The organism is Chryseobacterium sp. GTID13 (assembly GCF_056172655.1).
Genome location: NZ_JAOCMB010000005.1, coordinates 1,747,029 through 1,763,056 on the forward strand (window position 1 = coordinate 1,747,029; position 16,028 = coordinate 1,763,056).

At 38.5% G+C, this 16,028-nt stretch carries 11 protein-coding genes, 1 tRNA gene and 2 pseudogenes; 8 read left to right on the forward strand and 6 right to left on the reverse strand.

Annotated features, from left to right (window positions below; translation table 11 throughout):
- Positions 1–3 precede the first annotated feature (3 nt).
- Positions 4–1,311: a glycosyltransferase family 4 protein gene (locus N4G44_RS14680; protein WP_474927966.1), complete on the forward strand. Its 1,308-nt coding sequence runs from the start codon at positions 4–6 to the stop codon at positions 1,309–1,311.
- A 150-nt stretch (positions 1,312–1,461) separates the two neighbouring features.
- Here N4G44_RS14680 and N4G44_RS14685 read toward each other — a convergent pair whose 3' ends face one another.
- Entirely contained in the window at positions 1,462–2,106 is a 645-nt protein-coding gene (locus N4G44_RS14685; RefSeq protein ID WP_474927968.1) for a hypothetical protein, read from the reverse strand.
- A gap of 116 nt (positions 2,107–2,222) precedes the next feature.
- On the opposite strand from N4G44_RS14685, the pseudogene N4G44_RS14690 reads away from it, so the two are divergent.
- Positions 2,223–3,184: pseudogene (locus N4G44_RS14690) on the forward strand (YpdA family putative bacillithiol disulfide reductase).
- A gap of 30 nt (positions 3,185–3,214) precedes the next feature.
- On the opposite strand, the gene N4G44_RS14695 reads toward N4G44_RS14690, so the two are convergent.
- The 3 genes and pseudogenes from N4G44_RS14695 to N4G44_RS14705 all read right to left on the reverse strand — a co-directional run bounded on the left by N4G44_RS14695 (position 3,215) and on the right by N4G44_RS14705 (position 8,425).
- Complete coding sequence (locus N4G44_RS14695; RefSeq protein WP_474927969.1) at positions 3,215–5,122, reverse strand: TonB-dependent receptor; 1,908 nt, start codon at positions 5,120–5,122, stop codon at positions 3,215–3,217.
- A gap of 156 nt (positions 5,123–5,278) precedes the next feature.
- Positions 5,279–6,475, reverse strand: a complete 1,197-nt coding sequence (locus N4G44_RS14700; protein WP_474928345.1) for an MFS transporter — start codon at positions 6,473–6,475, stop codon at positions 5,279–5,281.
- Positions 6,476–6,737: 262 nt separating this feature from the next.
- Positions 6,738–8,425 (reverse strand): annotated as a pseudogene (locus N4G44_RS14705) (glutamine--tRNA ligase/YqeY domain fusion protein).
- 132 nt (positions 8,426–8,557) lie between these two features.
- Here N4G44_RS14705 and N4G44_RS14710 point away from each other — a divergent pair.
- The 3 genes from N4G44_RS14710 (at position 8,558) to N4G44_RS14720 (ending at position 10,304) form a co-directional block, all read left to right on the forward strand.
- Complete coding sequence (locus tag N4G44_RS14710; protein ID WP_474927971.1) at positions 8,558–8,740, forward strand: hypothetical protein; 183 nt, start codon at positions 8,558–8,560, stop codon at positions 8,738–8,740.
- A 146-nt stretch (positions 8,741–8,886) separates the two neighbouring features.
- Positions 8,887–9,687, forward strand: a complete 801-nt coding sequence (locus tag N4G44_RS14715; protein WP_474927972.1) for an alpha/beta hydrolase — start codon at positions 8,887–8,889, stop codon at positions 9,685–9,687.
- Between the two features lie 458 nt (positions 9,688–10,145).
- Entirely contained in the window at positions 10,146–10,304 is a 159-nt protein-coding gene (locus N4G44_RS14720) for a hypothetical protein (RefSeq protein ID WP_474927974.1), read from the forward strand.
- A 9-nt stretch (positions 10,305–10,313) separates the two neighbouring features.
- Here the strand turns inward: N4G44_RS14720 and N4G44_RS14725 are convergent, their stop codons facing one another.
- On the reverse strand, positions 10,314–11,318 hold the full coding sequence (locus N4G44_RS14725; protein ID WP_474927975.1) for an o-succinylbenzoate synthase: 1,005 nt from the start codon (positions 11,316–11,318) through the stop codon (positions 10,314–10,316).
- Positions 11,318–12,334 carry a class 1 fructose-bisphosphatase gene (fbp, locus tag N4G44_RS14730; protein WP_040998657.1) on the reverse strand — a complete coding sequence of 339 codons (1,017 nt, stop codon included), beginning with the start codon at positions 12,332–12,334 and terminating at the stop codon, positions 11,318–11,320. The genes N4G44_RS14725 and fbp overlap by 1 nt, the downstream gene beginning before the upstream one ends.
- A gap of 325 nt (positions 12,335–12,659) precedes the next feature.
- On the opposite strand from fbp, the gene N4G44_RS14735 reads away from it, so the two are divergent.
- From N4G44_RS14735 to N4G44_RS14745, 3 genes are all read left to right on the forward strand, one after another.
- Positions 12,660–13,898 carry an aspartate kinase gene (locus N4G44_RS14735; RefSeq protein WP_474927976.1) on the forward strand — a complete coding sequence of 413 codons (1,239 nt, stop codon included), beginning with the start codon at positions 12,660–12,662 and terminating at the stop codon, positions 13,896–13,898.
- 22 nt (positions 13,899–13,920) lie between these two features.
- Entirely contained in the window at positions 13,921–15,762 is a 1,842-nt protein-coding gene (locus tag N4G44_RS14740) for a lysophospholipid acyltransferase family protein (RefSeq protein WP_474927977.1), read from the forward strand.
- A 107-nt stretch (positions 15,763–15,869) separates the two neighbouring features.
- Positions 15,870–15,942, forward strand: a tRNA-Phe gene (locus N4G44_RS14745).
- Positions 15,943–16,028 lie beyond the last annotated feature (86 nt).

Consider the following 16,028-nt stretch of genomic DNA (forward strand, 5'->3'; position numbering starts at 1 on the left):
TTATTGTTCAAGGTTAATGGAACAAAAAAAATACTGATTATCACCTATTACTGGCCTCCTGCGGGAGGTCCTGGTGTTCAGAGATGGCTTAAGTTTGCCAAATATCTGCCGGAATTCGGCTGGGATCCCGTGATCTACACCCCGGAAAATCCAAGCTATCCCTTACTCGATGAAAGTCTTCTGAAAGACGTACCCAAAAATATAGAGATCGTAAAGACCAAAATCTGGGAGCCTTACCAGCTGGCGGAAAAGCTCAATAAAAGCAATAAGAAATTCAAAGCCGGGCAGTTTGATGTAGGCCAGAACCAAAGCTGGAAATCTAAGCTTTCCATCTGGGTGCGGGGTAATTTCTTTATTCCGGACGCAAGGGTATTCTGGGTAAAACCTTCCGTTAAATTTTTAGAACAGTATCTAAAAGAAAACAAAATAGACGTGGTGGTAACTTCCGGGCCGCCCCACTCTCTTCACATGATCGGGCTTGGACTGAAAGAGAAGTTTCCGAACCTGAAATGGATTGCTGACTTCCGTGACCCATGGACTGAAATTTCCTATTATAAACATTTAAAGCTCACCAAAAGTTCGGACAGAAAACACCGTCAGCTCGAAGGTTCCATTTTTAAAAATGCTGATATTACACTGGCTACCAGCTATACAGATGCGGAAAATTTCAGGAAAGCAGGAGCCAATGCGGTTTGTATCACGAATGGATTTGATGAGGAGGCCAAAAAGCAAAAGAGTGAAATAGTAAAAGGTCAAAAAAACGAAACGTTTACTTTAAGCTATATCGGTGTCCTTGAGCAACTAAGAAACCCTGAAAACCTTTGGAAGGTATTGGATGAATTGATCAGGGAAAATAAAGAATTTGCAGATGCTTTTACACTGAAGTTTGTAGGAAGAGTTGATGATAAAATCCTTCAGTTTATAGAAAATTCAAGCCTGAAAGATCACCTCCTGAATCTGGGCTATATTCCCCATGATAAAGCAGTGGAAGAAATGGCCAATTCCAGTCTTCTGCTGATCACCAATTTTCCGAATAAATCTTCTAAAGGCATTATTCCCGGAAAAATATTTGAATATCTCGCCACCGGAAAACAGATCATTTCTTTTGGCCCGGATGAAGCTGATGTCTCAAGAATACTTTCAGAAACAGGAGCAGGAAAGCATTTCAACTATCAGGATTCTAAGGCAGTTAAAGAATTTATCCTTCATAAATTTGAGTTATGGAAAGACGGAAACCTTCTCGAAAACACTCAGAATATTGAACAGTTCTCAAGAAAAAATTTAACTGAAAAGCTTGTTGGGATTTTATAATTAAACAAAACCCGAAAAATCAATAGACGATAAAATAGATGCTTCGACTCCGCTCAGCATGACAATTCATAACCTTCGCGGTTACAGTATTAGCGATGTTATGCTGAGCGGAGTCGAAGCATTATTCTTTAAATATATTAATCAGATATTTTAAATCGTCCACTGATCATTCACAACTGCCACCAGATATTGTTTTCCCTGGAACTCCTCAAATACAAAACGCAGCGTTTTCCAATCCATTTTCCCATTTTCTTCGGTGCCTTTTATAAAATTTTCCGTGAAATCTTTGCCCGGATAAATTTCCTTCAGGTTATTCAGTGAATTTCCTTTACCCTGGAATGTATTTAATGAATAATGGGACGTTGTAAAATCTTTCGAAAATACCCATTTGGACAGGTAATCATTAATGGTTGACTTGTAAGGATCTCCCGAACCGTCCTGCGCTCCCCAGCTGAATACGGTTTTTGTAGGCTGGTACTTCTCAAAATCTTCTTTCGTGAAATGATGATCCTCTTTCGGATCCACAAAGCCATACATCGAGAAAGTAATTCCTTTTTCCGGATGAATATAGGATGCAAAAGTTTTATAATCTTTACTTTTTAAAGCCTGCAGGATTTGGTCGTTGGCTGCCTTTACAGCTACCTCATCCGTTTTTTTCTTTTGAGCTGCTTCCTCAAGATTCTTTTCCTTAGCTTGTGCCATAGAATCAATTACATTCGGAACCGGTTTCTCAGGATTCTTTTTACAGGCTGTTACCAGAGTCAATGCTAAAATTGGAATAATCAGTTTTCTCATCTTTCAATTTTTTAACTGTAAAAAACACCAAAAGCAATGCCAATACAATACTTTTAATAGATAAGTTCTGTTGCTTATTTTTCAACTCATATTACCGTTTTCAGTACATTTGTCTTATGGAAATTTTAGACATCCTCATCATCGGAGGCGGACCTATCGGTCTCAACTGTGCTCTTGAAGCTCAGAAAAATAACCTGACTTATCTGATCATAGAAAAAGGAACCATCGTGAATTCCTTATATCATTATCCTTTATACATGCGTTTTTTTCATCAGCAGAAAAACTTGAAATAGATGGCATTCCCTTCATTTCAACGGCTCCTAAACCCGGAAGGCAGGAGGCTCTTGAGTATTACCAGGGAATTGCCCGCCAAAAAGAACTGAATATTAATCTGTATGAAAAAGTCCTGAAAGTTTCCAAGACGGGTAATATCTTTGATATTGAGACCTCAAAAGCAGTGTATAAAGCAAAAAATGTGATTATCTCCACAGGATTTTATGACATTCCAAACCTGATGAACATTACTGGGGAAAACCTGCCGAAGGTTAAACATTATTATACGGAACCCTATCCTTATGCCAAGCAGAAAGTGGTTGTGGTAGGATCAAGCAATTCCGCAGTGGATGCTGCTCTGGAAACCTACCGTAAAGGTGCGGATGTAACGATGATTATCCGCCACTCCGGAATCTCAGAAAATGTAAAATACTGGGTAAAACCGGATATCGAAAACAGAATTGCAGAAGGAAGCATTAAAGCTTATTTTAATTCGGAAATGATAGAAATTACTGAAAACACAGTCATTTTCAAAGATGGAAACGGTGAAATCAGGGAAATTGAGAATGATTTTGTTCTGGCACTGACAGGTTATCTTCCCGATTTCGAATTTTTAAGAAACTCAGGAATAGAACTGCAGGGTGACTGTCTCAATCCGCTATATCATCCTGAAACCATGGAAACCAACGTCCCAGGTTTGTATCTGGCCGGCGTGGTCTGCGGAGGAAAAGACACCCACCTTTGGTTTATAGAAAACTCACGCGTTCATGCACAGATGATCGTAGGAAATATACTTTCCAGGTAATATTCGTTTCTGAGGCGTAACCGGGATCTCCTAAAATTCTACGTTTGCCCCGAACATAAAGTTTCTTTTTGCAGCCGGATTGTAAAACCGGTTTCCAAAAGCATTGATATCAAAACCGGCAACGTACTCTGTATTGTAAAGGTTCTGAATCTGAAGGTGCACATTCAGTTGGGCACGGTCAATCTTTATCGGGATTCCCATGCGGATATTTCCTACAAAGCTTGATTCCGACCATACAGAGTTGGCATCATTCAAAGGTATTTTTGAGGTGTAGTAATGAGAATAGCCTACACTAAGCTTTTTAAAAAAAACAAAATTAAATAAACTGCTTACCGATGTTTTCGGAACTCCTGTCACTTCATTTCCTGAAAAATCATTATCCAGCTGTTTGTAATTTTTGAATTTAAAATCATAGAAACTTCCGGAAAACCGGAACTTAAAACTGCTGAACAGGTCATTTTTAAGATTAAAGCTTTTAGACTCCAAAAGAATTTCCACGCCTTTTTGGGTAATATTTCCCTGATTGGCAAAATATTCCTGTCCGCTTTCATTCTGTCTCCGTACGATGGCATCTTTCATCCTGAAATCAAAATAGCTTCCTTCAACAAAAACAGCATTTCCAAACTGCTTTCTTATTCCAATCTCTTTATTCCAGCCATATTCAGGAACAAGATCAGCATTAAACTCCTGATTGGAAGACCGGATCTCTTCACTCGTAGGAGCCGAATTGCCTTTTCCTGCTTTTCCTCTTACCGAAAAGCCTTTTCCCAGCAGATAAGTAATTCCAATGTTCGGAAGCCACTGTTTTTTGAATTTGACCCTTCCTTCTTCTGAAACCGGATACATTCTTTCCCACTCGTAAGAATTGGAATTTAAGCTTACAGAAATATCACTAAAAAGCTTTTCATTAAAATTCAGTTTTTGTGACAGGAAATAAAAGCCTGAGTTGTTTTTTAACTGATCGAAATTCTGAGGATTGCCCTGCATTCCTTTATTGTTATTGTAATTTTTAACCAGAATATTCTGACTTCCTCCCTCAAATCCCAATCTCCAGGCAAGAGATATATGGTCCCAGTTTTTTTCAAAATTCAAATGAGTCCTCAGGGCAAAATTTCTTTCAAATCTGTTTTCAAAATTCGTGATGAAAGGATTTTTAAAATCTATATAAGAGCCCTGTACTAAAAGAAAGTGTGAAAAGTAGGAGTTAATAGCAGTTTCATGCGAAATTCCTGCCAAGATCATTTTATTACGGATTCCCGCATGCTGTTCCTTTGCTCCCGGAAATGCGCCGGCAACAGGTCTCGCCTGTTTCCTGTCAGATTCCATCTGTTGTAGGGTTAATCCGCCCGGAGTTTCATAATCCAGATCAGAAAGCAGTAATATTGCATTGAGTGAAGCTCCGGAAGCGTAGGTAAAACGATCTTTAAGATAGATCTGCTTCCTTTTCACAGCTGACTGCTCTCGGTAAGAATCTGTCTGGTAATAGTTTTGAAAAAGCTCAAAGAAATGTTTTCCTGACTGACGGGCAATATCAAAATTCTGTTCAAAAGTTCCGTAACTTCCTATTGAAATCCCGGCAGATAAATGATCAGCCCTTCTGGTTTGTAAAAGCACCGTTCCACCTGTGACAGCTCCGTAATCTCCACTCTCTGGTCCTTTATAGACTTCCATCCTGTTGATAAGTTTCGGGGAAATCACATTAAAATAGGTATTCCCTGAGGCATCCGACAAAATGAAATCATCCAGATAAACTTTGATATTCCGCACTCCAAAGGGAGATCTCAAAGTGCTTCCCCGTATGGATATCCTGTAGCTGGCCGGGGAACGCTCTTCCATTCTGGCTCCTGCAATCTGATTGACAGCTTCCAGAAGTCTTTCCGGAGGGTTCAGTTCCAGTAGGTTTTCAGAAACAACGGTCACGGATTTTGTAGATGCCATAAAGGGGGCCGGCTTTTTATAGGCATCAATTTTCACCTCAGATATAAGAACAGCAGTATCCTTTTTCTGTGAAAAGAAAAATGGTGCAGCGAACATAAAAAAGAATGCTGATAATCTCATCATCAGCACAAAGCTAGCAAAGTTTTACTGTAATTTTTATGCACGGTGTAAAAACCTACGAATTTTAGCTTTTAATTTCTCTTTTTTAAGCATCCACGGAATCACAAAATAAAACCCGGCAGCAATAGCTACAGCTACCAGCCCGGTTCCTATCCAGAGCATATTGAATCCGAACCGGTCTGCAGTCATTGTCCCGACATATGGGGTAATGATAAAAGCCAGGGCAACCGATATCCCGTTCAGTCCCATATAAGCTCCTTGATTATTTTCACCTGAGCGTAAAGCAGTTATTGTAGATATAAACGGAAGGGTCCAGATCTCTCCGATACACAGAAGCGTCATGGAAACAACAAGGGTCAGGACAGAATAATCAAAAGCCAGCATCGCATAAGATATCCCGCACAATACAGTTCCTATAAACAAGGTAAAGGCAAGGCTGAAATATTTTTCAGCAACCTGTACAAAGCCCATTTCCAACAGTACGATCAGAAATCCGCTGTACCCCAGGATATATCCTATACTTTGCTGACTTAAATGGGCCGTGTCCTTATAAAAGATAGTCAGTGTACTGAACAGCTGAAAAAAACAAATCGAAAAAAGCATACAGAAAAAGCTGTAGAGCAGGAATTTCCCATCGCGGTAAGGAGAATTCTCTTTTCTAACAGCAACGGCTTCCTTTACTTTTTTCGGCTTCAATGAAGCCTGCTTATTCCGTTTTCCGAAGAATCTGATGTACATTAATCCAGCTAACAGTGCCGCCAGTGCATTGGTGAAGAATAAAAATTCATAGGAAATGGCAGACAATATCCCTCCCAAAGCAGGACCGATTGAAAAACCAAGGTTAACAGCCATCCGGTTGAGTGAAAAAGCCCGCGTAATGTTTTCAGGCTTAGCATATTTAGTAATGGCTACTGAATTGGCAGGACGGAAAGTCTCACTGACGATACTCTGGATTAAAATAATAGCTGCCAGCCCTGCTTCTGTTTTGAAAAGCGGGATTAAGCAAAATAAAGGCACACTAAGAAGTAAACTCAGACTCTGAACACGATATTCTCCAATTTTATCAGTGATCAGCCCTCCCAGCCATGAACCCAATACGGAACCTATCCCGAAAAAGCTAAGGATAATTCCTGAATTTTCTATACTGAAATGAAGATAACCCGTCATGTACACTCCTAAAAACGGAAGTACCATAGAGCCGGCACGGTTGATGAGCATAACCAGAGCCAGCATCCAGCTCTCTTCCGAAAGTCCTTTGAAAGAACTCGTATATACGCTAATTAATTTCACAATATTATTTTTTGAAGAAAACCAAGTAAGGTATAAAATTAGAAAAAACAGCCTGTATGGCTTTTCCTAAATCTCTTCTTTTTATCGATATTATGGATAGAAAGAAAAATATACCTCATTACAAGGAATTCATATTTATACTTATTAAAACAAAAAAGGCAGGACTTTGGGAAGTCCTGCCTTTTATATATCAGATCATTTAAGATTATTCTGGTTTAAAAGAGTCCTTCAATGTTACGGTACGGTTAAATACCAAGTGATCAGCCGTAGAATCCTGATCTTTGGTAAAATACCCTATTCTCTGGAATTGAAGCGGTTCTCCTACCGCCACATCTTTCAGGCTTGGTTCTGCAAATCCTTTAATAACAGTTACTGATTCCGGATTGATGAAGTTTAGGAAATCCACATCTTTTTCAGCATCAGGCTGCTCAACGGTAAAGAGTTTGTCATAGATTCTTACATCTACCGGGATGGCATGAGTGGCAGATACCCAGTGTAGCGTACCTTTTACCTTTCTTAAGCTTTCTTCTGTTCCGCTTCCTGACTTGCTTTTTTCATCATATGTAGCATAGATCGTAGTGATCTCGCCGTTCTCATCCTTCTCTACCCTTTCTGCTTTGATGATATAAGCTGATTTTAAACGAACTTCGCCGCCCAATTTCAGTCTGAAGAATTTATTGTTTGCTTCTTCTTTAAAGTCTTCTCTTTCGATATATAATTCTCTTGAGAAAGGAATTTCTCTTGTGCCTGCATTTTCCTGTTCAGGATTATTTTCAGTTTCAAGCCATTCTTCCTTACCTTCAGGATAATTTTCAATAACCAGTTTTACGGCATCCACCACTGCCATTACGCGTTTGGCAACCTTGTTCAGATCTTCACGTACGCAGAAATCCAGTAACTGAATCTCAATCAGGTTTTCTCTCTTCGCAACTCCTACTTTTTCAATAAAGTTTTTGATAGAAGCCGGTGTGAAACCTTTTCTTCTCATTCCCGAGATAGTAGGCATTCTAGGATCGTCCCAGCCTGTCACTACTTTCTCAGCCACAAGTCTTTGAAGCTTTCTCTTGGAGGTAATCATGTAAGAAACATTCATCCTTGCAAATTCTCTCTGCTTATTTCTTACTTTGGCTTCATCATATACCTGATCCAGATACCAATCGTAAAGCGGTCTATGGTTTTCAAACTCCAAAGAGCACAGCGAATGCGAAATTTGTTCAATATAATCAGATTCACCGTGCGCCCAGTCGTACATAGGGTATATTTTCCATGCAGTTCCGGTTCTGTGGTGAGGTTTGTTCAGAATTCTGTACATCACAGGGTCACGCATGTTCATATTGGGCGAAGTCATGTCGATCTTTGCACGGAGAGACATTGAGCCGCTTTCAAATTCACCGTTTTTCATCCTTTCGAATAAATCTAAAGATTCTTCAACAGGACGGTTTCTGTAAGGAGACTCTATTCCCGGTTCTGCCGGATTTTTTCTCTGCTCGGTAATCACTTCAGACGGCTGCTCATCTACATAAGCTTTTCGTTCTTTGATCATCTGTACGGCCCATTCATAAAGCTGCTGGAAGTAATCGGATGCATACAGCTCTTTATCCCATTTAAAACCAAGCCATTCAACGTCTTTCTTGATAGAATCTACAAATTCCTGCTCTTCTTTTTCAGGGTTTGTATCGTCGAAACGAAGGTTTACGGGAGCGTTGTATTTTTCTCCCAAACCAAAGTTGATGCAAATAGCCTTTGTATGGCCTATGTGCAGATATCCATTGGGTTCAGGGGAAAACGGAAACGGATCTGGTCTTTTTTCAGTCCGTTTGCCAAGTCATCTTCAATAATTTGCTCAATAAAATTGAGTGATTTTTTTCTTCTTCCATTTAAATTAGCTTTTATAAAAAAAGTTTCACAAAGTTACGGAAAATTTAGGGCTTACGGAAATGATAATTTAGTGGTAATCCGATGATAATTCAAACTTTTTTGATTAATTTAGATAAAACTAAAAACCGTTTCTAAAAATTACCGACTATGGCTGTTTATATCTTAAGCAATCGTAAGATCGTCCGGCATAAGGGCGAAAAAGCAGATTCATTTTCCAATGATGAATACTCTATTCCCAATTTCAGGATTGCCAAATGTAATTTTGACACCTACCAAGAACCAACGGCTGCTGCCAAAAAGAAAAAGACTATACCAACCGCAATATATTAGATTACAAGCTATTTTCCGAGCCTGAAAAACAAGGCTATGAGGAAGTTCTGGAAGTCCTACAGAGCGAAAAAGGCATTAAAGAATCTAAGCTGACAGCCAATAATCTTGGCGGGACACAAAGAATGTTTTATGAACTGTATAAAAACATGTCCTCAACCAAAGACAGAAGTGATGTCCTGATTTTCATTCATGGATATGCTTATGACTTTGATGATGAACTCAAAGCCATCATTGACCTTAAAAAACTATACATAGATCATCCGGAATCACCTGTAGAGCATATCCTTTTTGTAAGCTGGCCCGCTTCTAGCAGCCTTGTACCACTGACTTATTTCGATGATAAAGCTTCAAGCATTAATTCGGGATCATCGCTGATGAGGCTTTTCTATTTTTACACCCAGTTTTTAAAGGATATTTTTTCAAACCGGGATCTGGCTCCCTGCAACCAAAGAATCCACCTCATGGCTCATTCTCTTGGAAACAGAGTTCTTCAAAGCATGCTGTACAGCCTTAAGAGAGAAAATATCCTGCGTGTTATCGATCAGGTTCTACTTTTAAATGCCGATGTGTCCTATAAGGTTTTCGAAGATTCTGAAGATTCATATAACAAGCTTCCCCTGCTTGCCAACCGCATTTCTATTTATCTGAACCGGAAAGATACGATCCTTGGAATTTCACAATTTACCAAGAATATTCTTACCCCAAGATTAGGCAAGAACGGCCCAAGTGATATTGAAAAGCTGAAAGATATTGTTTCTGTTATCGACTGCACTTTTGTAGAAGACGATATTCTGAAGAGCTTTAAATATGAAGTCGGAAACCATTGGGGATATCTTTCCAGCTCTGTGGTACAAAAAGATATTTTTCAGAATTTATATGGAATTGATAGAAATTTAATCACAGGAAGATTAAAAAATAACGAAAATATTTTCACAATTATTTCTTAATTATTAATTAAAAAAATGTTATGAAATTAATCATATGTTAAACTTTAAAGTCTGTGCTTAAGTTGGCATAAAGATTGTAAATTTCATTACAACGAGAAATACACTTTTATCATGAAAAGAATTAAAAACAAGTTTTCTTATATAGTGAGATATATTAAGGAAGCAATTTTCGTAAAAGACGTGATTTAAAATGAATGTTAACTCATAAACAAGAAGCTTATCCGAGCCTAGTATTACTTTACCCTAGTTTGACATATGAAATACCTTCTATTACAATTTAGAAGCAGTTTTTCATATATTATACTTTTTTCAAAATTGTGTTCGTAAAATAAGACTTTAGCCTCGGAATTAAGTCCTCTTGGAGTGAATTTAGTTAATTAAAGTTAAATTCTTGTGAAATAAAAAAAGAGGTTGATATTTACTTACCAAACAAATTAAAATCTTTTATTATGAAACACATGAGAAAACTTAACAAATCAGATTTAAAAGTTATCAAAGGAGGAATTGTTCCTATCGGATGCAACAGTTGGGATCCCAAACTCAGATGTTGCAGATCATGGGATGCTGAGCATGCGGGTAGCCCAACCTGTGCAGATTCTCCTCCTTCATTTGCATAGCTATTAAGGCTATATTTTGAACCATAACAACTCATTTCTGAGTTCCAGACTTGATTCAAAATTATTTACAAATAGAGATCCGGTGCCCAAACCTTGCGGCATCGGATTTTTCTTTGTGAAGGTATACTGTGCAATAGCATTGAGGCCTATATTACTTTCCAGAGCAGAGGTGATCCACCAGCCGATATTCTGCTCCTCCGCAAGAGAAATCCATTCGTCTGAACCTGAAAAACCTCCTACCAGAGCAGGCTTTAGAATAACATATTGTGGCTTAATGCTTTCTAAAAGCTTTTTCTTTTCAACAGGATCAGTAATCCCGATCAGTTCTTCGTCCAAAGCTATCGGTGTAGGAGTTCCGGCACACAATGATGCCATATCATTCCAGTTCCCGGCTTTTATCGGCTGCTCGATAGAATGGATATGAAGGTCTGCAAGCTGGCGCAAAACAATCTCCGCCTCTTCCCTGCTGAATCCGCCATTGGCATCTACGCGAAGCTCCAGATCATCTTTTGAAAATTTTGCCCTTAATTCCTGAAGAATTCTGTGCTCAGATTTCCAGTCAACTCCAATTTTCAGTTTGATACAGTGAAATCCTAATTGAAGCTTTTCCCTGATCTGTTCTTCCATATAATCAATATCTCCCATCCAAATTAGTCCGTTGATCATAATAGACGCTTTTCCTTCGGTAAATTCACCTGGAAAATACAGATGATCTCCGTGCTTCAGATTTAAAATTGCCTGTTCATATCCAAACCATATTGAAGGAAATTCCATCAGCTGTTCTTTCAGATACTGGTCATCCTGGTTGATATTGTCGCAAAGCCATTGCAGCTTCTCTTCATAATCCGGCCTGTCATCAAAACTTAATCCTCTGAATACGGCACATTCCCCCGTCCCTTTTTTCCCGTTTTCTTCAACTTCGAAAATAAAGGTTTCCTTTTCATGCAAAACGCCGCGAGATGTTCCGCTCGGGCGTTTGAATTCCAATAAATATCTGAAATATTTTGCTGTCATTATTTTACACTGTCAATCCTCATAAATTCCTCAGCTTTTTCCACCATTTGGATACTTCCGCAGAAAAACGGGATCCTCTGGTGAAGTTCCGTAGGTTCTACTTCAAGGATTCTTCTGAAGCCGTCCGTAGCCTTTCCTCCAGCCTGTTCTGCAAGGAATGCCATAGGATTACATTCGTACAGCAGCCTTAGTTTTCCGTTCGGAGCCTGGGAGTAAGACGGATAAATATAAATTCCTCCCTTCAGCATATTTCTGTGGAAATCTGCCACCAAAGAACCGATATATCTTGAAGTATAAGGACGGTCTCCTTCTTCCATCTGACAGTATTTAAGATAATTCTTTACCCCCTGAGGAAACTTAATATAATTTCCTTCGTTGATGGAATAGATTTTTCCATTTGTAGGAAACGTCATGTTCGGATGAGAAAGGTAATAGGTTCCCAGAGATGGATCCAGCGTAAAACCGTTTACTCCATTTCCTGTAGTATAAACAATCATGGTAGAAGAACCATAAATTACATATCCGGCAGCAATCTGGTTTATCCCTTTCTGAAGAAAATCTTCTAACTGGACCGGAGTTCCCGGTTCTGTCACTCTTCTGTAAATAGAAAAAATGGTTCCTACGGAAACATTCACATCAATATTGGAAGATCCGTCAAGAGGATCAATCAGAACAACATATTTACTCAGGTGGCCGTTTTCGCCGCATTTAATGTCAATAAAATCATCATTTTCCTCAGAAGCAATACCACAAACAACCTCTCTCTGAGACAAAGCTGTAATAAAAATCTCATTGGCAATCACATCAAGTTTCTGCTGCTCTTCCCCCTGGATATTCTGATTTCCGGCAGCTCCTGTTATATCTACAATTCCGGCTTTATTTACTTCTCTGTTTACCACTTTTGAAGCCAATCTTATCGCACTTAGCAGACGGGAAAATTCACCCGTAGAATACTGAAAGTCGTCCTGTTTATCAATAAGAAATTCTCCTAAAGTCTGTAATGGTTGATTTGACATATTTTTCTTTTTACGTTTTCCCCAAATTTCGGAAAATTTATCGGAGAAAGAAAGCTTTTGTTAGAAAACACCTTACACCCTGTATTTCAACCTGATACACAACCAACAAAAGGGTATCCTTAAAATTATCATGACCTGATTAATCCCCATTTGATGATAATAAATCAATGAAATTCTGATAATATTCATCAAGTCTCAATTTTAATAAAATCTTAATTCCTTCCCAAAGGGAGATACTTTCATATCTCGTTGTAATTGTCTAATTTTGACGTCCGTAAAAAACTCATGTAATTTTTAATCTAACAATTTTATTTTAAACAAATTAATGAAAATTTTCAAGTTTGGTGGCGCATCTGTGAAAGATGCCGAAAGTGTAAAAAATGTGTCCATGGTATTACAAAGCCAGGGATTTGCCAAATGTCTGCTGGTGATATCAGCAATGGGCAAAACGACCAATGAGTTGGAAAAGGTTGTAGAACTTTATTTCAAGAAAGATAACTATCAAACTGAGATTGAAAAGATAAAACGAAAACACATCGAGATTGCGGAAGGTCTGTTTCCTGAAAACCATGCAGTTTTTGCCGAGATCAATTTATTTTTTGATGATATCGATTCTTTCTTAAGAAGAAACAAATCTCCTAATTACAGCTTCGTCTATGATCAGGTGGTAAGCTGCGGGGAAATGATCTCTACTAAAATCCTAAGCGAATACCTGAACGAAATTCAGTTTACCAATCAATGGCTGGATGCCAGAGATTTTATCAAAACCGACAGTTCTTACAGGGAAGGTGTGGTAGACTGGGCCAAAACAGAGGAATTCATTTCAACGCTGAATAAGGATATCTGCTACGTAACACAGGGTTTCATCGGTTCTGATGATAATAATTTCACGGTAACTTTAGGAAGAGAAGGTTCTGACTATTCTGCCGCTATTTTTGCGTATTGCCTGAATGCCGATGCCATGACGATCTGGAAGGATGTACCGGGCGTAATGACCGGGGACCCGAGAAAATTCAATGATGTTTCTCTTCTTTCCAATATTTCTTATGAAGAGGCTATTGAAATGGCTTATTACGGGGCAAGTGTCATTCACCCGAAAACTTTGCAGCCTTTACAGCAGAAAAATATCCCTTTTTATGTAAAATCTTTCGTAGATCCTACCAAACCAGGCACGAAAGTAGGAGGATCAGACAAAAACCAGCATGAAGAGTCTTATATATTAAAGGAGAACCAGGTTCTTTTAAAAATATCAACCCGAGACTTTTCTTTCATTGCGGAAGACCATATGAGCCTTATTTTCGGATACCTTTCCAAATACAAGATCAAAGTGTCTCTTATGCAGAATTCTGCTATTTCCCTGGCTTTATGTCTGGAAGATAAATTCGGCAATGTGGATGAGTTTAATGAGGAACTTCAAAAAATATTTAAAACCGAAGCAGTTAAAAATGTATCTTTATTTACAGTAAGAAATGCAAATATGGATCATATTGATAAATTTTACCAGGAAAAAAATGTATTATTGGAACAGATTTCCAAAAATACGGTTCAAATGGTAACACAATAATTTTAACTGCGACTAAACACATATGAGTTTAATTTCGAAAAACGATCTTATCACAGCTTCCGGCTTAAGCAAAATCGGGTTCCTCAAGAACCCGGTTGCCTCTGCCGTGATGAGCATTGCCAAAATAAATGAAGTAAATAAATTATACGACAAATTAAAGGATAAGGAAGGCAAAGATTTTTTCGACTCATTTGTAAGAGAAAGAAACCTAAGCTATATCGCTTTTGAAGAGGACCTGGCGAAAATTCCAAAGACAGGACCGTTTATTCTGGTTTCGAACCATCCGCTGGGTGCTATTGACGGCATATTGATGTGCAAAATTCTTTCAGAAGTACGTCCGGATTTTAAGGTAATGGGAAATTTCCTTCTGGAAAAGATCAAACCGATGGAGCCGTATGTGATCTCCGTTAATCCGTTTGAAAACAGAAAAGATGCGTACAGCAGTACTTCGGGAATGCGGGAAACCCTGAAACACCTTCAGAATGGAGGATGTGTAGGTATTTTCCCGGCAGGAGAAGTATCCAACAAAAATAATCCTTACGGAGAAATACTCGACAGAGACTGGGAAAAACCAGCCCTTAAGCTGATCAGAATGGCTAAGGTTCCGGTAGTGCCTTTATATTTTCATGCTAAGAACAGCCGTCTTTTTTACCAGGTGGCCAAGCTTCACCCAAGTTTACAGACTCTGATGCTTCCGGCTGAAATGATGAATGACAGGGAAAAACCGATCAGAATAAGAATAGGAAAACCCATCACAGTAAAAGCAATGGATGAAATGGAAACCATTGAAGAACTGGGTGAATTCCTGAAGCGTAAGGTGTACATGATGAAATCTTATTATGAAAAGAGAAAATCATTGGCCCAGAGCATCAATCTTAAAAATTTAACGGTAAAATTTCCTCTTTTAAAAGAAGAAAATATTGTACAGAATATCATTGATGAAACACCTAAAGAGGACATTCTTAAGGACATCAGTAAACTGAAGGGTACGGATAAAATGCTGTTCAGTAACGGAAATTATGAAATCTACTTCACGACTTACGAAGAAATTCCTTCTGTCATGAGAGAGATCGGGCGCCAGAGGGAGCTCACTTTCCGTGCTGTGGGCGAAGGAAGTAATCTTCCGTTTGACCTGGATGAGTATGACAAGCATTATCACCATCTTTTCCTTTGGGACAACAGCGCAGAGAAGCTTGCCGGTGCCTATAGAATGGCTTTAGGTAAAGAGGTAATGAAGAAATACGGGATCAAAGGCTTCTACACAAGTTCTTTATTTGAATTTGAACAAGACATTCATCCGTTCTTCAAAAAGGTGATTGAAATGGGCCGTGCATACATCTGTGAAGAATACCAGCAGAAGCCGCTTCCGCTTTTCCTTCTTTGGAGAGGAATTGTTCATGTTTGCTTGAGAAATTCGGATCATAAGTTCCTGATGGGTGGTGTAAGTATTTCGAATAAATTTTCTGAGTTTTCCAAATCTCTGATGATTGAATTCATGCGTTCGAATTATTTTGATTCGGCAGTGGCACAATACATTACCCCAAGAAATGAGTATAAAGTAAAGCTGCGTGACAGGGATAAAAATATTTTCTTTGAGGAAATGGAATCTGACCTGAATAAGCTTGACAAAATCATTGATGATCTTGAACCTGAATTAAGGCTTCCAGTTCTGATCAAAAAGTACATTAAACAAAATGCAAAAGTAATTGCTTTTAACGTAGATCCGAATTTTAATGATGCCATCGATGGATTGATGTATATCCGCATCAGCGATCTTCCCGAAAGTACGATAAAGCCTGTACTGGAGGAGATGAGCGACCACATCAGAAAAGAACAGGAAAATAATTCGGCTGAAAATCAGTAAGTTTTATTTTTATTGAAAAAAAGTACGGTTAATACTTGCTTCATATAAGAAAACTTACTACTTTTGCATCACTTTAAAACAACGAAGTAAGTCAACAAAAATATAATGGTTTCTTAGCTCAGTTGGTAGAGCAATGGATTGAAAATCCATGTGTCCCTGGTTCGATTCCTGGAGAAACCACTTGAAAACCTCTAATTTATTTAGAGGTTTTTTTGTTTTTATAATTTCTTCAGTATTTATCTGAATTCCAGACCAAAGCAAATTTT

Bases quoted from the DNA above. Each gene is read 5' to 3' on its own strand.
- N4G44_RS14685 (WP_474927968.1), bottom strand. From the start codon at position 2,106: ATGAGAAAACTGATTATTCCAATTTTAGCATTGACTCTGGTAACAGCC.
- N4G44_RS14695 (WP_474927969.1), bottom strand. From the start codon at position 5,122: ATGGCATCTACAAAATCCGTGACCGTTGTTTCTGAAAACCTACTGGAA.
- N4G44_RS14700 (WP_474928345.1), bottom strand. From the start codon at position 6,475: ATGCTGGCTCTGGTTATGCTCATCAACCGTGCCGGCTCTATGGTACTT.
- N4G44_RS14710 (WP_474927971.1), top strand. From the start codon at position 8,558: ATGGCTGTTTATATCTTAAGCAATCGTAAGATCGTCCGGCATAAGGGC.
- N4G44_RS14715 (WP_474927972.1), top strand. From the start codon at position 8,887: ATGTCCTCAACCAAAGACAGAAGTGATGTCCTGATTTTCATTCATGGA.
- N4G44_RS14720 (WP_474927974.1), top strand. From the start codon at position 10,146: ATGAGAAAACTTAACAAATCAGATTTAAAAGTTATCAAAGGAGGAATT.
- N4G44_RS14725 (WP_474927975.1), bottom strand. From the start codon at position 11,318: ATGACAGCAAAATATTTCAGATATTTATTGGAATTCAAACGCCCGAGC.
- fbp (WP_040998657.1), bottom strand. From the start codon at position 12,334: ATGTCAAATCAACCATTACAGACTTTAGGAGAATTTCTTATTGATAAA.
- N4G44_RS14735 (WP_474927976.1), top strand. From the start codon at position 12,660: ATGAAAATTTTCAAGTTTGGTGGCGCATCTGTGAAAGATGCCGAAAGT.
- N4G44_RS14740 (WP_474927977.1), top strand. From the start codon at position 13,921: ATGAGTTTAATTTCGAAAAACGATCTTATCACAGCTTCCGGCTTAAGC.